This window comes from Puia dinghuensis (assembly GCF_014642875.1).
In the GTDB taxonomy this organism is placed as follows: Bacteria; Bacteroidota; Bacteroidia; order Chitinophagales; family Chitinophagaceae; genus Puia; species Puia dinghuensis.
In genome coordinates this window covers 205,284-223,140 of record NZ_BMJC01000004.1, presented here as the reverse complement: position 1 = coordinate 223,140, position 17,857 = coordinate 205,284, and the positions used below count along the sequence as shown (strand labels likewise).

The 17,857-nt window shown below is 53.2% G+C and carries 13 protein-coding genes; 6 read left to right on the top strand and 7 right to left on the bottom strand.

Translation table 11 applies throughout. The features are described 5' to 3' along the window. Positions 1-5: 5 nt before the first annotated feature. Positions 6-1,508: a glucose-6-phosphate dehydrogenase gene (gene zwf / locus IEY39_RS18765; protein ID WP_188934431.1), complete on the bottom strand. Its 1,503-nt coding sequence runs from the start codon at positions 1,506-1,508 to the stop codon at positions 6-8. Between the two features lie 28 nt (positions 1,509-1,536). Further along, positions 1,537-2,952, bottom strand: a complete 1,416-nt coding sequence (gene gnd / locus IEY39_RS18760) for an NADP-dependent phosphogluconate dehydrogenase (RefSeq protein ID WP_188934429.1) — start codon at positions 2,950-2,952, stop codon at positions 1,537-1,539. A gap of 303 nt (positions 2,953-3,255) precedes the next feature. Between gnd and IEY39_RS18755 the strand changes: the two genes are divergently transcribed. Both IEY39_RS18755 and IEY39_RS18750 read left to right on the top strand, forming a co-directional pair. Then, the gene (locus IEY39_RS18755; RefSeq protein ID WP_188934427.1) at positions 3,256-6,690 is read left to right on the top strand and encodes a galactose-binding domain-containing protein; all 3,435 of its coding nucleotides are present in this window, start codon (positions 3,256-3,258) and stop codon (positions 6,688-6,690) included. A 235-nt stretch (positions 6,691-6,925) separates the two neighbouring features. Next, a complete protein-coding gene (locus IEY39_RS18750) occupies positions 6,926-10,342 on the top strand; it encodes a discoidin domain-containing protein (RefSeq protein WP_188934425.1) in 3,417 nt (1,138 codons plus the stop codon). A gap of 31 nt (positions 10,343-10,373) precedes the next feature. Here the strand turns inward: IEY39_RS18750 and IEY39_RS18745 are convergent, their stop codons facing one another. Next, positions 10,374-10,784, bottom strand: coding sequence for a c-type cytochrome (locus IEY39_RS18745; protein WP_188934423.1), 411 nt, complete (start codon positions 10,782-10,784; stop codon positions 10,374-10,376). 134 nt (positions 10,785-10,918) lie between these two features. Here IEY39_RS18745 and IEY39_RS18740 point away from each other — a divergent pair, with 134 nt between their 5' ends. Next, a complete protein-coding gene (locus tag IEY39_RS18740; protein ID WP_229688979.1) occupies positions 10,919-12,112 on the top strand; it encodes an MFS transporter in 1,194 nt (397 codons plus the stop codon). 241 nt (positions 12,113-12,353) lie between these two features. Then, positions 12,354-12,683, top strand: coding sequence for an RNA-binding regulator (gene rbp, locus IEY39_RS18735; protein ID WP_188934421.1), 330 nt, complete (start codon positions 12,354-12,356; stop codon positions 12,681-12,683). 57 nt (positions 12,684-12,740) lie between these two features. Here rbp and IEY39_RS18730 read toward each other — a convergent pair whose 3' ends face one another. Together IEY39_RS18730 and IEY39_RS18725 are read right to left on the bottom strand one after the other, a co-directional pair. Continuing rightward, positions 12,741-13,151 carry an ATP-binding protein gene (locus IEY39_RS18730; RefSeq protein WP_188934419.1) on the bottom strand — a complete coding sequence of 137 codons (411 nt, stop codon included), beginning with the start codon at positions 13,149-13,151 and terminating at the stop codon, positions 12,741-12,743. 264 nt (positions 13,152-13,415) lie between these two features. Beyond that, positions 13,416-13,700: a YXWGXW repeat-containing protein gene (locus tag IEY39_RS18725; protein WP_188934417.1), complete on the bottom strand. Its 285-nt coding sequence runs from the start codon at positions 13,698-13,700 to the stop codon at positions 13,416-13,418. A 197-nt stretch (positions 13,701-13,897) separates the two neighbouring features. Between IEY39_RS18725 and IEY39_RS18720 the strand changes: the two genes are divergently transcribed. After that, entirely contained in the window at positions 13,898-14,932 is a 1,035-nt protein-coding gene (locus IEY39_RS18720; RefSeq protein ID WP_188934415.1) for a 2-oxoacid:ferredoxin oxidoreductase subunit beta, read from the top strand. A 641-nt stretch (positions 14,933-15,573) separates the two neighbouring features. On the opposite strand, the gene IEY39_RS18715 is transcribed toward IEY39_RS18720, so the two are convergent. After that, positions 15,574-16,464 carry a cupin-like domain-containing protein gene (locus IEY39_RS18715; RefSeq protein WP_188934413.1) on the bottom strand — a complete coding sequence of 297 codons (891 nt, stop codon included), beginning with the start codon at positions 16,462-16,464 and terminating at the stop codon, positions 15,574-15,576. Positions 16,465-16,577: 113 nt separating this feature from the next. Between IEY39_RS18715 and IEY39_RS18710 the strand changes: the two genes are divergently transcribed. Further along, positions 16,578-17,195 (top strand): L-threonylcarbamoyladenylate synthase, encoded by a 618-nt coding sequence (locus tag IEY39_RS18710; RefSeq protein WP_188934411.1) that lies wholly within the window; start codon positions 16,578-16,580, stop codon positions 17,193-17,195. Between the two features lie 13 nt (positions 17,196-17,208). Here IEY39_RS18710 and rnhB read toward each other — a convergent pair whose 3' ends face one another. Beyond that, positions 17,209-17,835, bottom strand: a complete 627-nt coding sequence (gene rnhB, locus IEY39_RS18705; RefSeq protein WP_188934409.1) for a ribonuclease HII — start codon at positions 17,833-17,835, stop codon at positions 17,209-17,211. Positions 17,836-17,857 lie beyond the last annotated feature (22 nt).

The window sequence follows — 17,857 nt, the reverse complement described above, 5'->3', positions numbered from 1 at the left end:
AGTCCTTATTTGACGGGGGGCATGGTGATCCAGTTGTGTCCGTCCCTGGCGATGAGCGCTTCGGCGTCCTCCGGTCCCCAGGAATCGGGTGTATAGTTGGGGAAGCCTGCCGGGGGACGGCTTTCCCAGGTTTCCAGGATAGGCATCACGATCTTCCAGGCGGCTTCCACCTGGTCTGCACGCATGAACAGGGTTGCATTGCCCTCCATAACGTCCAGCAACAGGGTCTCGTAGGCTTCCGGCTCGTTTTCTCCATCCTTCGGATTAAAGATCATGTCCACCGGGCTGAGCGTCATGGACTGACCGGCGCGTTTTGACTGGAACCGGAGCTTTACCTCCATTTCGGGTTGAATGCTGATGGTCAGCCGGTTTGCCCGCCACGTCTCTGCCGCTTCCGGCGGAAAAGCATAGCTGGGGGCGGTTTTGAACTGTATCGTAATGCTCGTGGACTTCTGGTTCATCCTTTTGCCGGTGCGCACATAAAAGGGAACATCCTGCCAGCGCCAGTTGTCGATATAGAATTTGACGGCGGCAAAAGTTTCGACAGCAGAATTGGGGTTCACACTTTTCTCCTGCTTATAGCCCGGAACCTTCTCCCCTTTCATCCATCCTTCGCCATACTGGCCACGCACGGCCACCTGGTTCACTTCCTCCTTGCTGATCTTGCGGATCGCTTTCAGTACGTCCACTTTCTTATTTCTAATCTCATTGGCATCGAAGGACACCGGTGCTTCCATCGCGATCATACACATCAGCTGCAGGATATGGTTCTGCACCATGTCGCGTAAAGCTCCCGATTGCTCGTAGTAACCGCCGCGGCCTTCGACACCTACCGTTTCGGAGGCCGTGATCTGTACGTAGTCGATATAGTGCCGGTTCCAGATAGGCTCGAAAAGCGCATTGGCAAACCGGAGAGAAAGGATATTCTGCACCGACTCTTTGCCCAGGTAGTGATCGATGCGGTAGATCTGTTCTTCCTTAAACATGCCCATCAGCAGCTGGTTCAGCTCGTGGGCGCTTTTAAGGTCATGACCGAAAGGTTTTTCGATGACGATGCGAGTGGTGGATGTTTCCGAGCAGAGTTGAAGGGCGCCGAGCTTCTTGGCGATGTCCGGCATCAATTGCGGCGCGACGGACAGATAAAAAATAACATTGGGGTGTTCGCCCATCTCCGCTTCCTTTGCCTTGACAACTTCGGCTATCTTCTGATAATCGCCTTCTTTCTCGGCATCCATCTGGAGGTAGGTGACATGCTTGGAGAATTCATCCCAATGGCCGTAGGAATCTTCTTTCCGGCGGCTAAACTGCCGGATGCCATTGAGCAGCCGTTGCCGGTAATCTTCGTCATTATACGGGCTGCGGCCGATGCCCACGATGCCGAATTTCTCGGGCATCCATTCGTCGATGAATAAATTATATAAGGCGGGCGAAAGTTTCCTATAGTTGAGATCACCGCTGCCCCCGAAGATGAAAATCAGGGAAGCAGGCGGTATTTTATGGTTTTGCATAAACTATCTGTTGAATCTTAAAATATTACTATTTATTCCATTCCGTATGAAATATACCCGGCTCGTCGATACGCTGATAAGTATGGGCGCCGAAATAGTCCCTTTGCGCCTGGATAAGGTTGGTAGGCATCTTTTCGCTGCGATACGCGTCGAAATAGCTCAAGGCGGCCATCAGCCCGGCCACAGGATAGCCCATGTGGATGGCGTGGATGATCATGTTGCGCATATTCTGCTTTTTGGCTTGCAGCAGCTGGGCGATCTCACCTTCCAATAACAAATTGGGTAGCTCAGGGTTCTTTTGGAAGGCTTTAAAAAATACTTCCAGCAGAGACGACCGGATGATACAACCGCCCCGCCAGACCTTGACCACTTCCTGCATGGGGATCTGCATGTCCAGCTCTTTGGAAGCAACGTGCAGCATGGCCAGGCCCTGGGCATAGCTGATGATGACCCCGAAGAACAGGGCATCCTGCACCTGTTGGATAAAGACCTCTTGGGGGACAGGGATGTCGGAAGAAGGGTTTTTATAGAGCGCGGCAGCCTGGATCCGCTCGTCTTTATAAGCGGATAATTCCCGCAGGCAGACGGCCATGTCGATGACGGGGATGGGAACACCCAGATCCATCGCGTCCTGCGAGGTCCATTTGCCCGTACCCTTGGCGCCGGCCTTGTCGAGGATCATATCCACCAGGCGATTGCCGGTCTTCTCATCCACTTTCAGGAAGATGTCCCGGGTGATCTCTACGAGGAAGGATTGTAATTCCCCGTCATTCCAGTTGCGGTATACTTTATGTAATTCGTCATTATCGAGCCCCAGGCCGCGGTGCAGCAGGTCGTAGGTCTCGCTGATCAGCTGCATAATAGCATATTCGATGCCGTTGTGCACCATTTTAACATAGTGTCCTGCTGCGCCTTTACCCAAATGGGCGACACAGGGTACTCCACCCACCTTTGCAGCAACTGCTTCCAGTATGGGTTGAACAAAGGGATAAGCTTCGGGGTCGCCACCTGGCATGATGCTGGGGCCGGTGCGCGCACCCTGCTCGCCACCAGAGATGCCGACACCCATGAAATGGAAGCCCTTACCCTCCATAAATGTTACCCGGCGTAGGGTATCCGTATAATGGGAGTTGCCGCCGTCAATGACGATATCGCCTTTTTCCAGCAGCGGGAGAAGATCGTTTATTACATCGTCCACCGGTTTGCCCGCAGGCACCAGCATCATCATCTTTCTCGGTTTTTCGAGAAGCTGGACCATTTCGGCAAGGGTGGTCACGCCCTTGACCGTCGTACCCGACGATGCAGAAGATTCAAGAGTTGCTCCTTTCTGTGCGTCCTTGTCAAAGCCGACTACCGCAAAACCATGATCGGCCATGTTTAGCAGTAGGTTACGCCCCATAACACCGAGGCCTATCATGCCGAATTTGAATGAATTGTTTGCCATGTACACGTTTTAGAGGCCATAAATTTAGGTATTTTATCATTGAAATACATTCCTTCTGCGTTAAGCCTCCGTAACCGAGCTCTCGGATTAGGTAAAAACCCGCAATAAATAGCTATACTTATATTTTGTTATATCAACTCCTTTTGTATTTTTGTAGATTCTCGCTCAACCGCGTTTTCATCGAATCTCCCGTGTAAGACCTCCCCATGTCACTATGTTATAGCCTCCAAATGTCACTATGATCAGGCCATGACGTAACCTATTATTTGACCTTATTTACCTAACTGACCTTAAACCGACCAGATGAGACTCTCTACATTTTGCCCCTGGGCCCTGATGGCCCTGGCGCTCCATTGCGTACTTTCCCTACACGCACAGGTGAACATTTCCACTCTCCACATCAACAACCAACGGACTGGCTGGAACGACCGGGAAAATTCGTTGAATACGAAGAATGTCAAACCCGGCTCCTTCGGCAAGTTATTCTCCGTTGCCCTCGACGACGAGATGTATGCCGAGCCCCTTGTCGTCAGGGTCAACATCCCGGGCATCGGTACGCGGAACGTCCTTTATGCGGCTACCGTGAACAACACGGTCTATGCTTACGATGCCGACAGCCTCCGCGCCGGCGGCGCCTACTGGAGCAGGAATTTTACCCCAAGCGGGTACCGGCCGCCGATCAATACGGACATCGTTGGCGCGTGCTACGGCCAATACTCCGACATCCTCAAGATGGGCATCGTTGGAACTCCCGTGATCGACACGCTCACCAACACCATGTATTTTGTCGCCAGGAGCATCTCCACCGACGGCAATAACACGTTCGTAGATTGGCTGCATGCGGTAGATATTCTCACGGGCGCCGATCGGAAGGCCCCCGTACTGATCAATCCTTCGGTGGCCGGCACGGGCGACGGCAGCTCCAACGGCACCGTCCCGTTCAATCCCATGACCCAGAACCAGCGGGGGAGCCTGATGCTGCTCAATGGTATCGTTTATATCCCCTTCGCTTCGCACTGCGACCTATCCCCCTACCATGGCTGGTACGTCGGGTATGATACCACCACCCTTTCCCAGCAGATCGTCTACAATACCACCCCGGATGGCAGCGGCGGCGGCATCTGGGGCGCCGGCAACGGCCCCGCAGCAGATGCGGCAGGCAACATCTACATGGTGACGGGGAATGGCACCATCGGCGTCGGGGCCGACCCCACCAACAACCGCAACCGGGCCGAGAGCATGATCAAACTCACGCCTTCCGGGAACACCCTCTCCGTAGTGGACTATTTCGCGCCCTATAATTATGACGCTCTGAATAGATATGACCTCGATTTCGGCAGTAGCGAAATATTGCTCATCCCCGGGTTGAACCGGGTGCTGGCCGGATGCAAGGACGGGAACCTTTATCTCGCCGATGTCAACAACCTGGGGCAATGGAATAGCGTCCAGAACAACAATGCACAGACGATTCCCGTAGGCACCAATGCACACTTCCGGACGTCCTTCGGGTATTACCACGGCACGGCGGGAGAATACGTCTATATCTGGCCGGAGAACACCGCCTTGAAACAATTTCCGGTGAACAGAACGGATAACAATCTCGATGTCGCCCATGTGGTCACCAGCGGCATCCAGGGGCCCATCGGCAACAATGGCGCGAATATCAGCACCAGCTCCAACGGCTCGGTGGATTCGACCGCCATCGTCTGGATTACCCATTCCTATAACTGCGACGCTAACCACCAGCTATGCCCCGGCATCGTCCGGGCGGTGAACGGCAATGACGCCACCCAGGAGCTGTGGAACTCCAACATGGAACCCGGCGACAGCATCGGCCTCTATGCCAAGATGTCCATTCCCACTGTCGCCAATGGAAAATTGTATGTCGCTTCCTGGAGCGGAAGCCTGTCCGTATACGGATTGACCAATAACGCGAAGGACACCTGTGTCTCTTCCGACATCGCCCTCAATTTTACGGCAACATCGTCTTCGGTGCTCAACACCGGAACACCAGCCTGGTATGCTTTCGACGGCAATACAACCGGCAACTATTGGGAAAGCCAGCCCACTAATTCGGAATGGCTCTCTGTCGATCTTGGCCAGCCGTTCAACCTTTGCCGCGTAGCCATCTACTGGGCAACGGACTATGGCAAGGATTATGATATCCAGGTGTCCAACGACGCCTCCACCTGGACAACCGTCGCCTCCGTCCGGGGCAACAGCGCCTTCCAGAATTTCGTTAGCTTACAAGGTACGGGCCGCTATGTCCGGTTCAACGGCATCACCAGCGGGACATCCAACGGTTATGGCATCTATGAAATGATGGTCTATGGCGCCGCCGCGGGCAATTGCCCCGCACCCACTAACCTGCAGGCGACAAATATCCAGAAGAACAGTGCTACACTCACCTGGGACGCCGTGCCCAACGCCACCGGCTATTCGATACAATATAAGGATGGTTCCACCACCGGCTGGACAACCGTCACCAGCACTACCAATTCGGTGCAGGTGTCCGCGCTTTCCTGCAGCTCGGACTATGATTTCCAGGTGGCCGTCGTCTGTAGCGGGGGCCTCTACAACGAATATTCCACGCCCGTAGGGTTCTCTATGCTTTACTGCTCGGCTTCCTGCAGCACCCTTCCTACCCGGTGGACACAGACCGACGTCGGCAGCGTAGGCGTGGCGGGCCAGGCCTGCTATGATGGAGCCTCCTTTACCCTGCAGGGTTCGGGCGCCGATATTGGCGGGACGGCCGATGCCTTCCGGTTCGCTTATGTCAGCCTCACAGGCAACGATTATTTCATCGCCCGCGTCGTGACCCAGGACGCCACCGATGCCAATAACAAAGCGGGGATCATGGTCCGGAGTACCCTGAACGCTAACTCCCCCAATGCCTTCGTCGGTATCACTTCATCGAGCGGCGCTTTTTTCCAGACCCGCAGCACGTTCGGCGGCAATACCACTTCTACCGCTTCATCCGGCGCCCCCGCCGCTCCCTATTGGGTGAAACTGGTCAAATCCGGCACCAACTATTCTGGATTTATCTCCCCCGATGGGCTCACCTGGACTCAAGTAGGGGCCACCGCCGACCTGGGCTTCGGTGCAGGTACCAGCAATGTCTATGCGGGCCTGGCGATCACCAGTCATGACAATTCGGTGTTGTCGACGGCAACGATGGACAACTATTCGCAGGTCGATCCGCCACTCCCCGTTCAGCTGGTCAGCTTCACCGGCCAGCTATCGGGACAATCCGTGCTATTGCGGTGGACGACCGCACAGGAACAGGGCAGCGATTATTTTGCTGTGGAAAAAAGCGCCGATGGCGCACACTTCAATACCATCGCGACCGTGCTGGCGGCGGGCAACAGCAACAGCGAGCGCCTGTACAGCGCGACGGACGCCAATCCGATCGATGGGATCAATTACTACCGGCTGCGGCTGGTCGACCAGGATGGCAAGTTCGCTTATTCTCCTGTGGTGCTGGTCCATTACGGCAAGCAGACAGCGCCCGTGCTCTTCCCGAACCCCGCAAGCAGCTACTTTACCCTGATGGCAGGAACACAACCCATCACCGAAGTGAGGATCTATGACCTCTCGGGTAGGATGGCCTTGCAACTGCTGACCGGCACGGCCGGCCCCACGCTGACCCTCCCGTGCAGCAAGTTGTCGGCGGGAATATATATTGTTGAGATCCGCACTGCCGGCGGACGATATATCCAGAAACTCATCAAGCAATAAATGTATTCTATTAGGAAATAAGCGATTAGGATTAGCATGACACTGGCCGGGCTACCGCCCGGCCATTTTATTGTATAATAGGAATAGCTTTCGTATATTTATATCCTCTCTCTCAACCTGAACTTCTCATCGAATCTCCCGTGTAAGACCTCCCACATGTCACTATGACCAAGCCTCCATTGTCACTATGATCCAACCGTGACATTCCCTTTTTTATTGACCTTAAATCGACCAGATGAGAAACTCTATTCTATTGCTATGGAGCCTGCTCTCATCCGTCACCCTCTCGCTCCATGCTCAAGTGAACATCACAACCCAGCACATCAATAGTAACAGAACGGGCTGGAACAACCGGGAGACTACCTTGAATACAAAAAACGTCAAACCCGGCGCCTTCGGAAAATTATTCACGCTTCCCATCGATGATCAGATGTTTGCCGAGCCGTTGATCTATAGGGTCAACATGCCGGGCTTCGGCATAAGGAACGTGCTTTATCTGGCCACCTGTAACAACACGGTCTATGCCTACGATGCCGACAGCGTCCGGGCTGCGGGGCCCTACTGGTCGAAAAACCTTACGCCCGCGGGCAGCCGCCCGCCGAAAAATACGGATATGGTAGGGGCCTGCCAGAACAACTATAAGGATCTCGCCAACATCGGCATCGTCGGCACCCCGGTGATCGACACGACGACCAACACCATCTACCTGGTCGCGAGAAGCGTCAACACCAGTGGCACACAGGTGTTCAAACAATACCTCCATGCCATGGACATTACCACGGGCAATGAGAAAGCGAACAGCCCCGTACTCATTACGGATACGGTGGCTGGCAATGCTTACGGCGGTGCCAACACTCCCTTCAATCCGCAAACCCAGAACCAGCGGGCGGGTCTGCTGCTGCTCAACGGAACAGTATACATCGCCTGGGGCTCTCACTGCGACCTGGACCCTTACCATGGCTGGATAATGGGCTATGATGAAACCACCCTTCAGCGGAAGATCGGCTACTGTACCACCCCCGACGGTTTTGGAGGCGGCATCTGGCTGTCCGGCGGCGGATTACCCGCAGACGCCTCGGGAAATATTTATGCGACCACGGGGAATGGCACCATCGGTGTAGGCGCCGACTTCACCAACAACAGAAATCGCGGCGAAAGCATGGTCAAGCTCGCCGACTCCGGCAATACACTAAAGGTGGTGGACTATTTCGCGCCCTATAACGCCAATACGCTTATCAATAACGACCTCGATTTCGGCAGCACCGAAGTCTTGCTGATCCCCAATATGAACAGGGTACTTGCCGGGTGTAAGGATGGGAATCTCTATCTCGCCGATGTCAATAACCTGGGTCAGTTTGACACCGCAGGGAACCATAATTTTCAGACCATCCCGCTCGGCAGCAATGCGCTTTTCCACTCCAACTTCGGCTATTACCAGGGCACGGCGAAGGAATTTATTTACACCTGGCCGGAGAACACCGATTTAAAGGCTTTTCCGGTGAACCGCGTGGCGGGTAACCTGGATGTCGCTCATGTGGTCACCGCCGGTTACCCGGGCCCCATCGGCGCCAGCGGCGCGACATTCAGCAGCAGCTCGAATGGCTCCGTGGATTCGACGGGAATCGTGTGGATCACGCATGCCTATAATTGCGACGCCAATCACCAGGTCTGCCCCGGCATCGTCCGCGCCGTCAACGCCAGCAATATAACCCAAGAGCTCTGGAACTCTAATATGGTGCCCACGGATAGTATTGGTAATTACGCCAAATTCTCCTCCCCTACTATTGCCAACGGGAAACTGTACGTCGCCTCCTGGAGCGGAAACCTGGTGGTATATGGATTGACCAACCAGCCGGTAGATACCTGTGTTACCCCCAACCTCGCCCTCGGCATGACGGCGACGGCTTCTTCTCTGCTCAACGGCGGGGTACCAGCCTCCAATGCTTTCGACGGCAATATAACCACCTGGTGGGAAAGCCAGCCTACCGATGCAGAATGGCTCTATGTCGACCTCGGTGAAAAATTCAACCTCTGCGGCGTGGTCATCTTCTGGACCGCGGATTATGGTAAGGACTATGATATCCAGGTCTCCAATGATGCCTCCACCTGGACGACCATTAAGTCAGTCAGGGGAAATACCGGCCTCAAGGATTATATCGGTCTCCAGGGCGCGGGCCGCTATGTCCGGATGAACGGCATCACGCGGGGCACCGCAAATGGGTATGGCATTTATGAGATGCAGGTGTACGGCACCTCTGCGGTGAATTGTCCGGCGCCGGCCAATTTGCAGGCGACGAACATCCAGAAGAACAGCGCCACCCTCACCTGGACCGCGGTGCCCAACGCTACCCAATATTCGATACAATACAGAAACGTGGAGAGCCTCTCCTGGACAACGGTGACCAGCAATACCAATTCAGTGCAGGTGTCGGCGCTGTCCTGTAGCTCGGACTACGATTTCCAGGTCGCCGTCACCTGTTCGGGTGGACTGTTCAGTGAGTATTCCTCTCCGGCAGGCTTCTCTACGCTCTACTGCTCGGCCGCCTGCAGCACCATTCCTACGCGTTGGTCGCAGCTCGACATCGGAAGCGTAGGGGTGGCAGGAGGTGCCTGTTATGACGGGGCTACTTTCACGCTACAAGGCTCGGGCGCCGACATCGGCGGGACAGCAGACGCCTTCCGGTTCGCTTTTCAAACCCTCACCGGTAACGATCAGTTCGTCGGACGCGTCGTTACCCAGGACAACACCAATGCGGATAATAAGGTCGGCATCATGATCCGGTTGACATCGGATCCTGGCTCGCCCAACGCCTTCATCGGTATCACTTCGGCAAGCGGCGCTTTCTTCCAGACCCGCAGCACACAAGGCGGCAATACTTCCAGTACTTCTGCTTCCGGCACTCATATCGCACCCTATTGGGTGAAACTGATCAAATCGGGCGCCAACTATTCCGGATTCATCTCCCCCGATGGGCTAACCTGGACACAAGTAGGAGCCACTGCCAACCTGGGCTTCGGTGCAGGCGGCAGTGCGACCCTTGCAGGTCTGGCGATTACCAGCCACGACAATACGGTGCTGTCGACGGCAACGATGGACAACTTTACCCAGGCCGATCCCCTGCCTGTGACGCTGGTCAACTTCACCGGAGCGGTGACGGGCCAGTCCGTTCTGTTGCGATGGACCACCGCTCAGGAGCAGAACAGCGATCGTTTCGAGGTGGAAAGAAGCATCGATGGGGCGCATTACACCACCCTGACGACGGTGCAGGCCGCAGGCAACAGCACCATCGAACGGCAATATAGTGCAGAGGATGCGACGCCTGTCGAGGGCGTGGACTACTACCGCCTGCGGCTGGTCGACCTGGACGGTAAGTTCACTTATTCTCCCGTAGTGCTGATCCATTATGGCAGGCAGACGGCGCCGCTGCTCTTCCCGAACCCGGCCAGCAGTTACTTTACCCTGATCGCCGGGGCCCAGCCCATCACGGAGGTGCGGGTCTATGACCTCACCGGCAGGATGGCCCTGCAACTGCTGGCGGGCAATGCAGGTCCTACGCTGACCCTCCCCTGTAGCAAATTGTCTGCGGGACTTTATTTCGTGGAGATCCGCACTGCCGGCGGAAGATATGTACAAAAGCTTCTCAAAAACTAACAAAAAACCCCGGCGTCAGCCGGGGTTTTTTTTATTTGACCTCACCGGGGTGAGGGCTCCCGCGGTGGCAGGTGACACAGGAAATGGCGGGGATCGAATTGCGTATATCATCCTTATCGAAGCTGAAATATTTCTTGTTGATCCTCGCGGTCATCTTGTACATATGACGGGCTATATTCTTCTCCGGCTTGGCATCACTGGCGAAATCCAGGTGGTGGGAAGTACTGTCTGCTGACGGAGCATGACAGAAATTACATTTAACCCCAAGGGCGGCCTTCCATGCGTCCATCACCTTATCCAGATCGTCATGACTGATGTCTTTGGGCAACACTTTGAAGTTGTGTTTGGGCTTCGGATCATCCTGGGGACGAACAGCGGCCATACCGATGATCATCAGGCCGAACAGTGCTGTGATAACAAAGAATTTCTTGTGATGCAACATATGGAAGATTTTGGTGCACTAATTTAAGGGAAATCGCCCAACATTTGACAATATTTTGACAATTGGGTCGGCGCCAGGCAGTCCGTACTTTTGCATTCACAAAACTGGACGGAGTCCAGTTCGAAATTCGATTTATGCAGCAATCTTCGGCAACGGACTACCTCCGCAGGAGTCATATCGTGATCATGGCTATTTGCACAGGCCTCATCGTAGCAAATATTTACTACTGTCAACCACTGCTGGTGCTCATCAGCAAGAGCTTCGGCATCTCCGAGAGTAAAGGCGGACGCATCGCTTTCCTCACCCAATTGGGATATGCCCTGGGCCTGCTGTTCTTCGTCCCTCTGGGCGATAAGGTCGAACGCCGGGGCCAGATCGTCTGGATGGCGGCTTTTGCGGTGCTTTCTCTTGTCTTCGCCGCGGTATCGCCCAACCTTCTTTGCCTGGAGATCGCCAGTGTATGCATCGGAGCGACATCCGTTATTCCGCAGCTGATCCTTCCCCTTGCGGCGCACCTGGCCCAGCCGTCGAGGACGGGAAAGGTCATCGGCGCCATCATGAGCGGATTGCTCATCGGCATTCTGCTGTCGCGAACGCTCAGCGGCTTTGTAGGTCGCTGGCTGGGCTGGCGGGGGATGTTCTGGGTAGCGTCGGTCATCAGCTTTTCCCTGCTGATCATCATCAGGTATAGCTTTCCGCCGAGCCGGCCCAATTTCACCGGGTCTTACGCCTCGCTTATGCGCAGCCTCGTGACGCTTGCCAGGGAGCAGCCGGTGCTGCGGGAAGCCGCAGCCATCAACGCCCTGGGTTTTGCTACCTTCGGCATGTTCTGGACTACGATGGTGCTGCATCTCTCCGGTGCGCCCTTCCATTTCAAAAGCGATCTCATCGGGCTCTTCGGACTGGCTGCGGCGGCGGGAGCCCTTGCCGCTCCGCTGGTCGGTGGTTCGGCCGACAAACGCAACCCCCGCATAGCCATCGGGTATGGCCTCTGTCTGTTGTTATTGTCATTTGTGCTGCTATACGTCTGGGCTGACTATGTGTCGGGGATGGTCGCCGGTATTGTCTTGCTCGACCTGGCGATGCAATGCATTCACGTCTCCAACCAAAGCCGCGTCTATGCGCTTATCCCGCATGCGCGCAACAGGTTGAATACTGTATATATGACCGTGAGTTTCATCGGGACTTCGCTGGGGTCGGCCGTGGGCCTCTTCGCCTGGGATAAGGCCGGCTGGACGGGAGTATGTATCACCGGGGCGCTGCTTACGACGGCTGCATTCACTATATACGCACTTACATTTAGAAAAATTCGACCCGCCACAGCATAAAGGTCGCGCGGACAGGTTGCGGACAGGTTAACAAATTTTTAATTACTCCAATCACGACCCGATTTGCTTGGCGGATAGAATGAATTGTCCTATATTTGCGTCGTTAAATTTGAGCAAGTTTCAGCGCAGTAATTGCATAATGTATTTCCGCTAAATAAATCTCCGGTAATTGTTAGTCGTCTTTACTCTCTGCTTTTTTACTCAGATTGTCTTTTATTTTCATTTTTAACCAGTTATTAGTATGAACATTTACATTTCGAACTTGAGCTTCAACGTCACGGATGAAGACTTACAGGATTATTTTGCAGAGTATGGTGAAGTCTCTTCCGCCAAGGTCATCATGGACAAATTCACCGGTAAATCCCGTGGATTTGCATTTGTTGAAATGCCGGACGATGAAGCTGCTAAAAAAGCTATCCAGGAACTGGACGGTGCTTCCGTAGACGGCCGCACCATCGGGGTATCTGTAGCGAAGCCCAGGGAAGACCGCGGCAACGGCGGCGGCAACAAAGGCGGCGGTGGTTCTTTCCAACGCAGGGGCAACAACAACTATAGCAACAGCAGGTATTAATCGCTTGCTTTGTTGATATTAGAGTAAGGGCCCCTGATAAAGGGGCCTTTTTTTATCTTACGCCGCGGAGAACTCTTTCTGCAGCGTAAGCACCACTGTCGTGCTCATATCCAGGGAATCGATGCTGATCGAACCACCCAGTTTTTCGGCCGCATCCTGCACCTGCCGGAAACAATTGGCGCAACTACGATAAAAATAAACCCCTGCGTTGCGAACACGGATCATCGTGGTTTCGTCCTTGCGGATGGATTCAATGTGGATACATTCATTTTGGGTGCTTTCTACCGCCTTGTCCAATAGATTCCAAAGGATGAATGCCAGCAGATTCTCATCCGAACCTACTTCCAGATCTCTATCTATTTGATTGACGATAATGGTTTTGCGGCTAACCGCACGCGGAAGGAGCCCTGCCATCAGCTCGTCCACAAAGCGATGCAGGGAGATTGTGGTACACAAATCAGATGCCATTGATACAGGATTTTAGTAAGGGTGCTGCTTTTAACTGTGTAAATGTAACGCAATGAGACTTTGATAAATGTGATTGTGACACATTTATTTCAAAAAAATAAGGGTATCCCCCAAAGACTGCCCCCGGAAGACAAAAAAAGAGGCCGCCTCAAGCTAAAAGTAGACGGCCTCTTTTTTCATAATGTCCGGTAAGCGGAGCTTACCGGGGGAAAGCCCGTGGTATTGTACGCCCACGGCCTCCTCGCATATATAATAGAAGTGGATTTACCTCCAGTGACCCCGGTTCCAGCGCCATCCGCGATCGCCATGATCCCAATGGCCCCGCTCCCATCCCTGGCCCTCCCGGTGGCGGCCCCAGTGGCCCTCGTGCCAGACGTAGGTTCCGCCCGAAAAGACCCAGTCACCGTCGATCCAGATATAATCAGGGCCAGGCGCGGCCGGACGCACATAATAAATATCTGCCGGCTGGTCGGTCACATATCCTTCCACTTCACAGCCGGTGGTGGCCAAAAAGCCAATTATCGCTATGATCATGAGTATCTTTTTCATAATTTTTTTATTTTATTTGTTTTCCGCCCACAGCTCGGTTATTACCATACCGGGACCAAACCCATGCCATGCCGGAAGGGGATCATCCTCTGGTGATTAGGTCTTATCCTGTGGTGGTATTTCCCCATAAACGGACCCCAGTTGCAGTCAAATCACTAAATTTGTAGTATCACCTGTTTTTAAGGGTATAATTCATCATGAGTGAAACAACAACGATCACGCCGGCATTGACGGCGAAGGATTTTTCCACCGATCAGGAAGTACGCTGGTGTCCGGGCTGTGGGGATTATTCCATCCTCGCCCAGGTGCAGAAGATCATGCCCACGCTTGGGATCCCACGCGAGAACATCGTAATCATCTCCGGTATCGGCTGTAGCAGCCGTTTTCCCTATTACATGAACACCTATGGAATGCACTCCATCCATGGCCGTGCGACGGCGATCGCTTCGGGTCTGAAGGCGACGCGCCCGGAATTGAGCGTTTGGGTGGTTACTGGCGATGGGGATAGCCTGAGCATTGGTGGGAATCATACGATTCACCTGCTACGTCGCAACTTCGACATCAATATCCTGCTCTTCAACAACCAGATCTATGGTTTGACAAAGGGACAATATTCGCCTACTTCGGAAGAGGGAAAGGTGACCAAGTCGACTCCTTACGGGAGTATCGATCATCCTTTCAATCCCCTCGCCCTGGCCAGGGGCGCCGACGCCGGCTTTGTAGCCCGGAGCATGGACCGTGACCCCAAACACCTGCAACAGATGTTGCTCCGCAGCCACGCCCACAAAGGCGCTTCCTTCCTCGAGATCTATCAAAACTGCAATATCTTCAACGACGGCGCCTTTGAGATCTTTACGGAAAAAGGCACCAAGCCCCTGGAAACGCTCTTCCTCGAACAGGGCAAACCCCTTGTCTTTGGCGCTCAGCGCGAAAAAGGCATCCGGCTCGACGGATTCCACCCCGTCGTGGTGGAATTAGGGAATGGGTTTAGCGAAAGCGATTGCTGGATACACGACGAGAAAGATTTCTACAAGGCGCAGCTTCTTGTGCGGATGTTTGACGATCCGCGGATGGAAGGCCATCTGCCCAGGCCCTTCGGTGTCTTTTATGAGAACGAACGGCCTTGTTATGAAGACATGCTGAACTTGCAGATACAGGAAGCCATCCTTAGTAAGGGGAAAGGCGATCTGGATAAATTGCTGAGAGGCAACGAGACCTGGACCATTGCGTGATCTACAGCTGCTGACAATTCACCGCTATAAATAAAAAGAGGCAGGCCCGACAGGATTGAGCCGCCTCTTTTTTGGTTTTTTCACAGTGAAGTATTTATGGGCCAATTAGGCAGATAGTAATAAAAAAGAGCCAGCGATAGACATCGCCGGCCTGTGCTTACCTCTGAAACCACAAAAAGAAAAAGTTCAGAATATTTTTCATTGTTATAGACGTTCTAATCCACTATACCTTGCTGTTAGTATCTGTTACATTTTCCGGCAAACCCTTTAACAGGGTTGGGCCGCAAAACAATAAATTTATCGGGTCGATTAGTATCGGTAGACAGCCGGGACTGCACTTACCGGATAGACTTGCTTCAAAAAGGGTAACGAAGAGATTCTCGTCAGGACAGGGGATAGTTAGGTATCTCAAAACTATGAAGCGAGGGCTTCATTAGAAGGCTTGGAACCTGGATATCGATGGAATTGGAATCTTCGGATAGAATTTGGACGAGGAAATTGGATCAGGGATGGTTAATTTCAGAGTATGTAAGCGCGGTAAAAATAAAGACAGTTTCGGTAAAAAGCAATAATTTTTTTTATTTTTTGTCCACCCCGCGCGGATAGGGTTGCTTCCTGCAGGGTTGAAGCGCCGTAAACCCTTACTGAACAAGGGTTTCAAGCTCTTTATGCGCAGCTCTGAGCGTCTTTTCCATTTTCCGGTTGAACCACCATTCCGGCGCCGTCTTTTTCATCAGGGTGTCGATGTTGCGCATACCCATAAGATACCAGATGCCCCGGAGTTTCCCGGTGAGGGAGGATTGTAGGGCCCGCAGGCTCATCGCAAAGCCGCTGTCCAGGTATTCCATATGATGCCAGTAGCCGGCGGGCATAAACAGGGTGTCGCCGTGCTCCAGGATAATCTCATAGCCCCGGGCCAACCGCACCGCCGGATATTTCTCCAGGTCTAATTTATTCTCATCCTCATCGAAGTACTTTTCGAAATTGACAAAGCTCAGCACCTCCCAGGGCTTGCGATAAAGCTTGTGCTGCTCTTCAAAGGGAAAGAGCAATACCCGCTTGCGCCCGATAAACTGGGTATGGACGATATGCGAGAGATCGATGTCGAAATGCATATGGGTTACCGAGCCTTTGCCCCCTACAAACAACATGGGATAGCGCTTGACAAACCCCTTCATCAGCTGCTCGGGCCATTCGAAATCCCGCGCGAGCTGGGGGGCATGCTCGAAGATGTTGAAAAGAAATATCCGCCATTCGGCAGGGCCTTTGCGGACCATGTCGATATACTCCCCGAATTTCATGTAGCCATCAGCGGTATTGATAGGCGTATAGGCATCGCTCTTGACATTATTGTAAACCCCGACATTGACATCCCCTACAATGGATTTGAAATAATCCCAGGTCCATTTTTCAAAAGCCGGCCATTGCCTGGACAGCCCCCTGATCACCAATGGCTTCATAGGCGTGTAGTACCTGTCCCTGAATTCCTCAGGACTGATGCTATCTACCCTATCTACCACCTGTAAATTCATGCGCGCTATTGTTTCGATTGTTTCGGCAAATTTAAAAATAATTCTATGTTAAAGAATTGTTAGGGAAAAACTACCGGAACCTTTCATCCGTTTTTTCCTACCTTACTCTAACTATGTATTTGCACTTGCATCCGCTGAACCCGCAGCCCAGGAATATAAAGATGGTGATCGAATGTTTGCTGGATGGCGGGGTGATCATCTATCCTACGGACACGATATATGGTTTAGGGTGTGATATTTTCCATCACAAGGCCGTCGAACGCATCTGCCGGATCAAACAGGTTGATCCGGCCAAAGCACAACTATCCTTCATCTGTTATGATCTCAGCGACCTTAGCAACTATACAAAGAGCATCTCCACTCCCCTCTATCGCTTGCTGAAGACCTATCTGCCCGGGCCTTATACCTTTATCCTTCCAGCAAGCAAATTGGTTCCCAAGATACTAAAAAGCCGCAAAGACACCATCGGTCTCCGCATCCCCGACAACACCATTGCCCGCGCCCTCCTTAAAGAACTGCAGCACCCGATCTTAAGCTCCTCCCTCCCTGGAGAGATGGTCGAGGAATATACCGATCCTGAGATGATCCAGGAAAAATTCGGAAACCAGGTCGACATCATCATCGACGGGGGCATCGGGGGCATGATCCCCTCCACCATTGTGGATTGCACCGGCGACGAACCCATGCTCATAAGAAAAGGATTGGGCGAGTGGGCGGAAGCTGCCTCCTGAAAGCCTTTGGAGCTTATTGGTTAACCTCAAAATCGATCTCTTCCTGGCTGGACTCCGGCGAGATATTAAAGCTTTTGCGATGATATTTACAAAGCCCGAATTTTTCGATGGCATCACGGTGCTCCTTCGTTCCATATCCCTTATTACTATCCCAGCGATAGTGGGGAAATTCGGTATGCAGCAGCTGCATGTATTCATCCCGCCAGGTCTTCGCGAGAATACTGGCCGCGGCGATGGAGGCGAAGATCGAATCGCCTTTGACGATACACCGGTGGGGGATACGTTTATATTTTGTAAACCGATTGCCGTCGATCAGCAGGAGCCGGGGTCTGATCTTCAACTCATCGAGGGCCAGGTGCATCGCCTTGAAAGAGGCCTTTAGGATATTGATCCGGTCTACCTCATCATGATCTACCTTCGCTACGGCCCAGGCCAGGGCATTTGCTTCGATGTACCCCCGTAATTCGTTGCGATCTTCCGGCGTCACCTGTTTGGAGTCGTTTAGCAACGGATGAAAGAATCCTTTTGGCAGGACGACGGCCGCCGCGAATACCGGTCCGGCATAGCAGCCACGCCCGGCCTCGTCACAACCAGCCTCAGTCAGTTCCTCCTGGAAAAAAGGTCGAAGCGGATTCTCCATAGACCAAAAATACGATCATTGA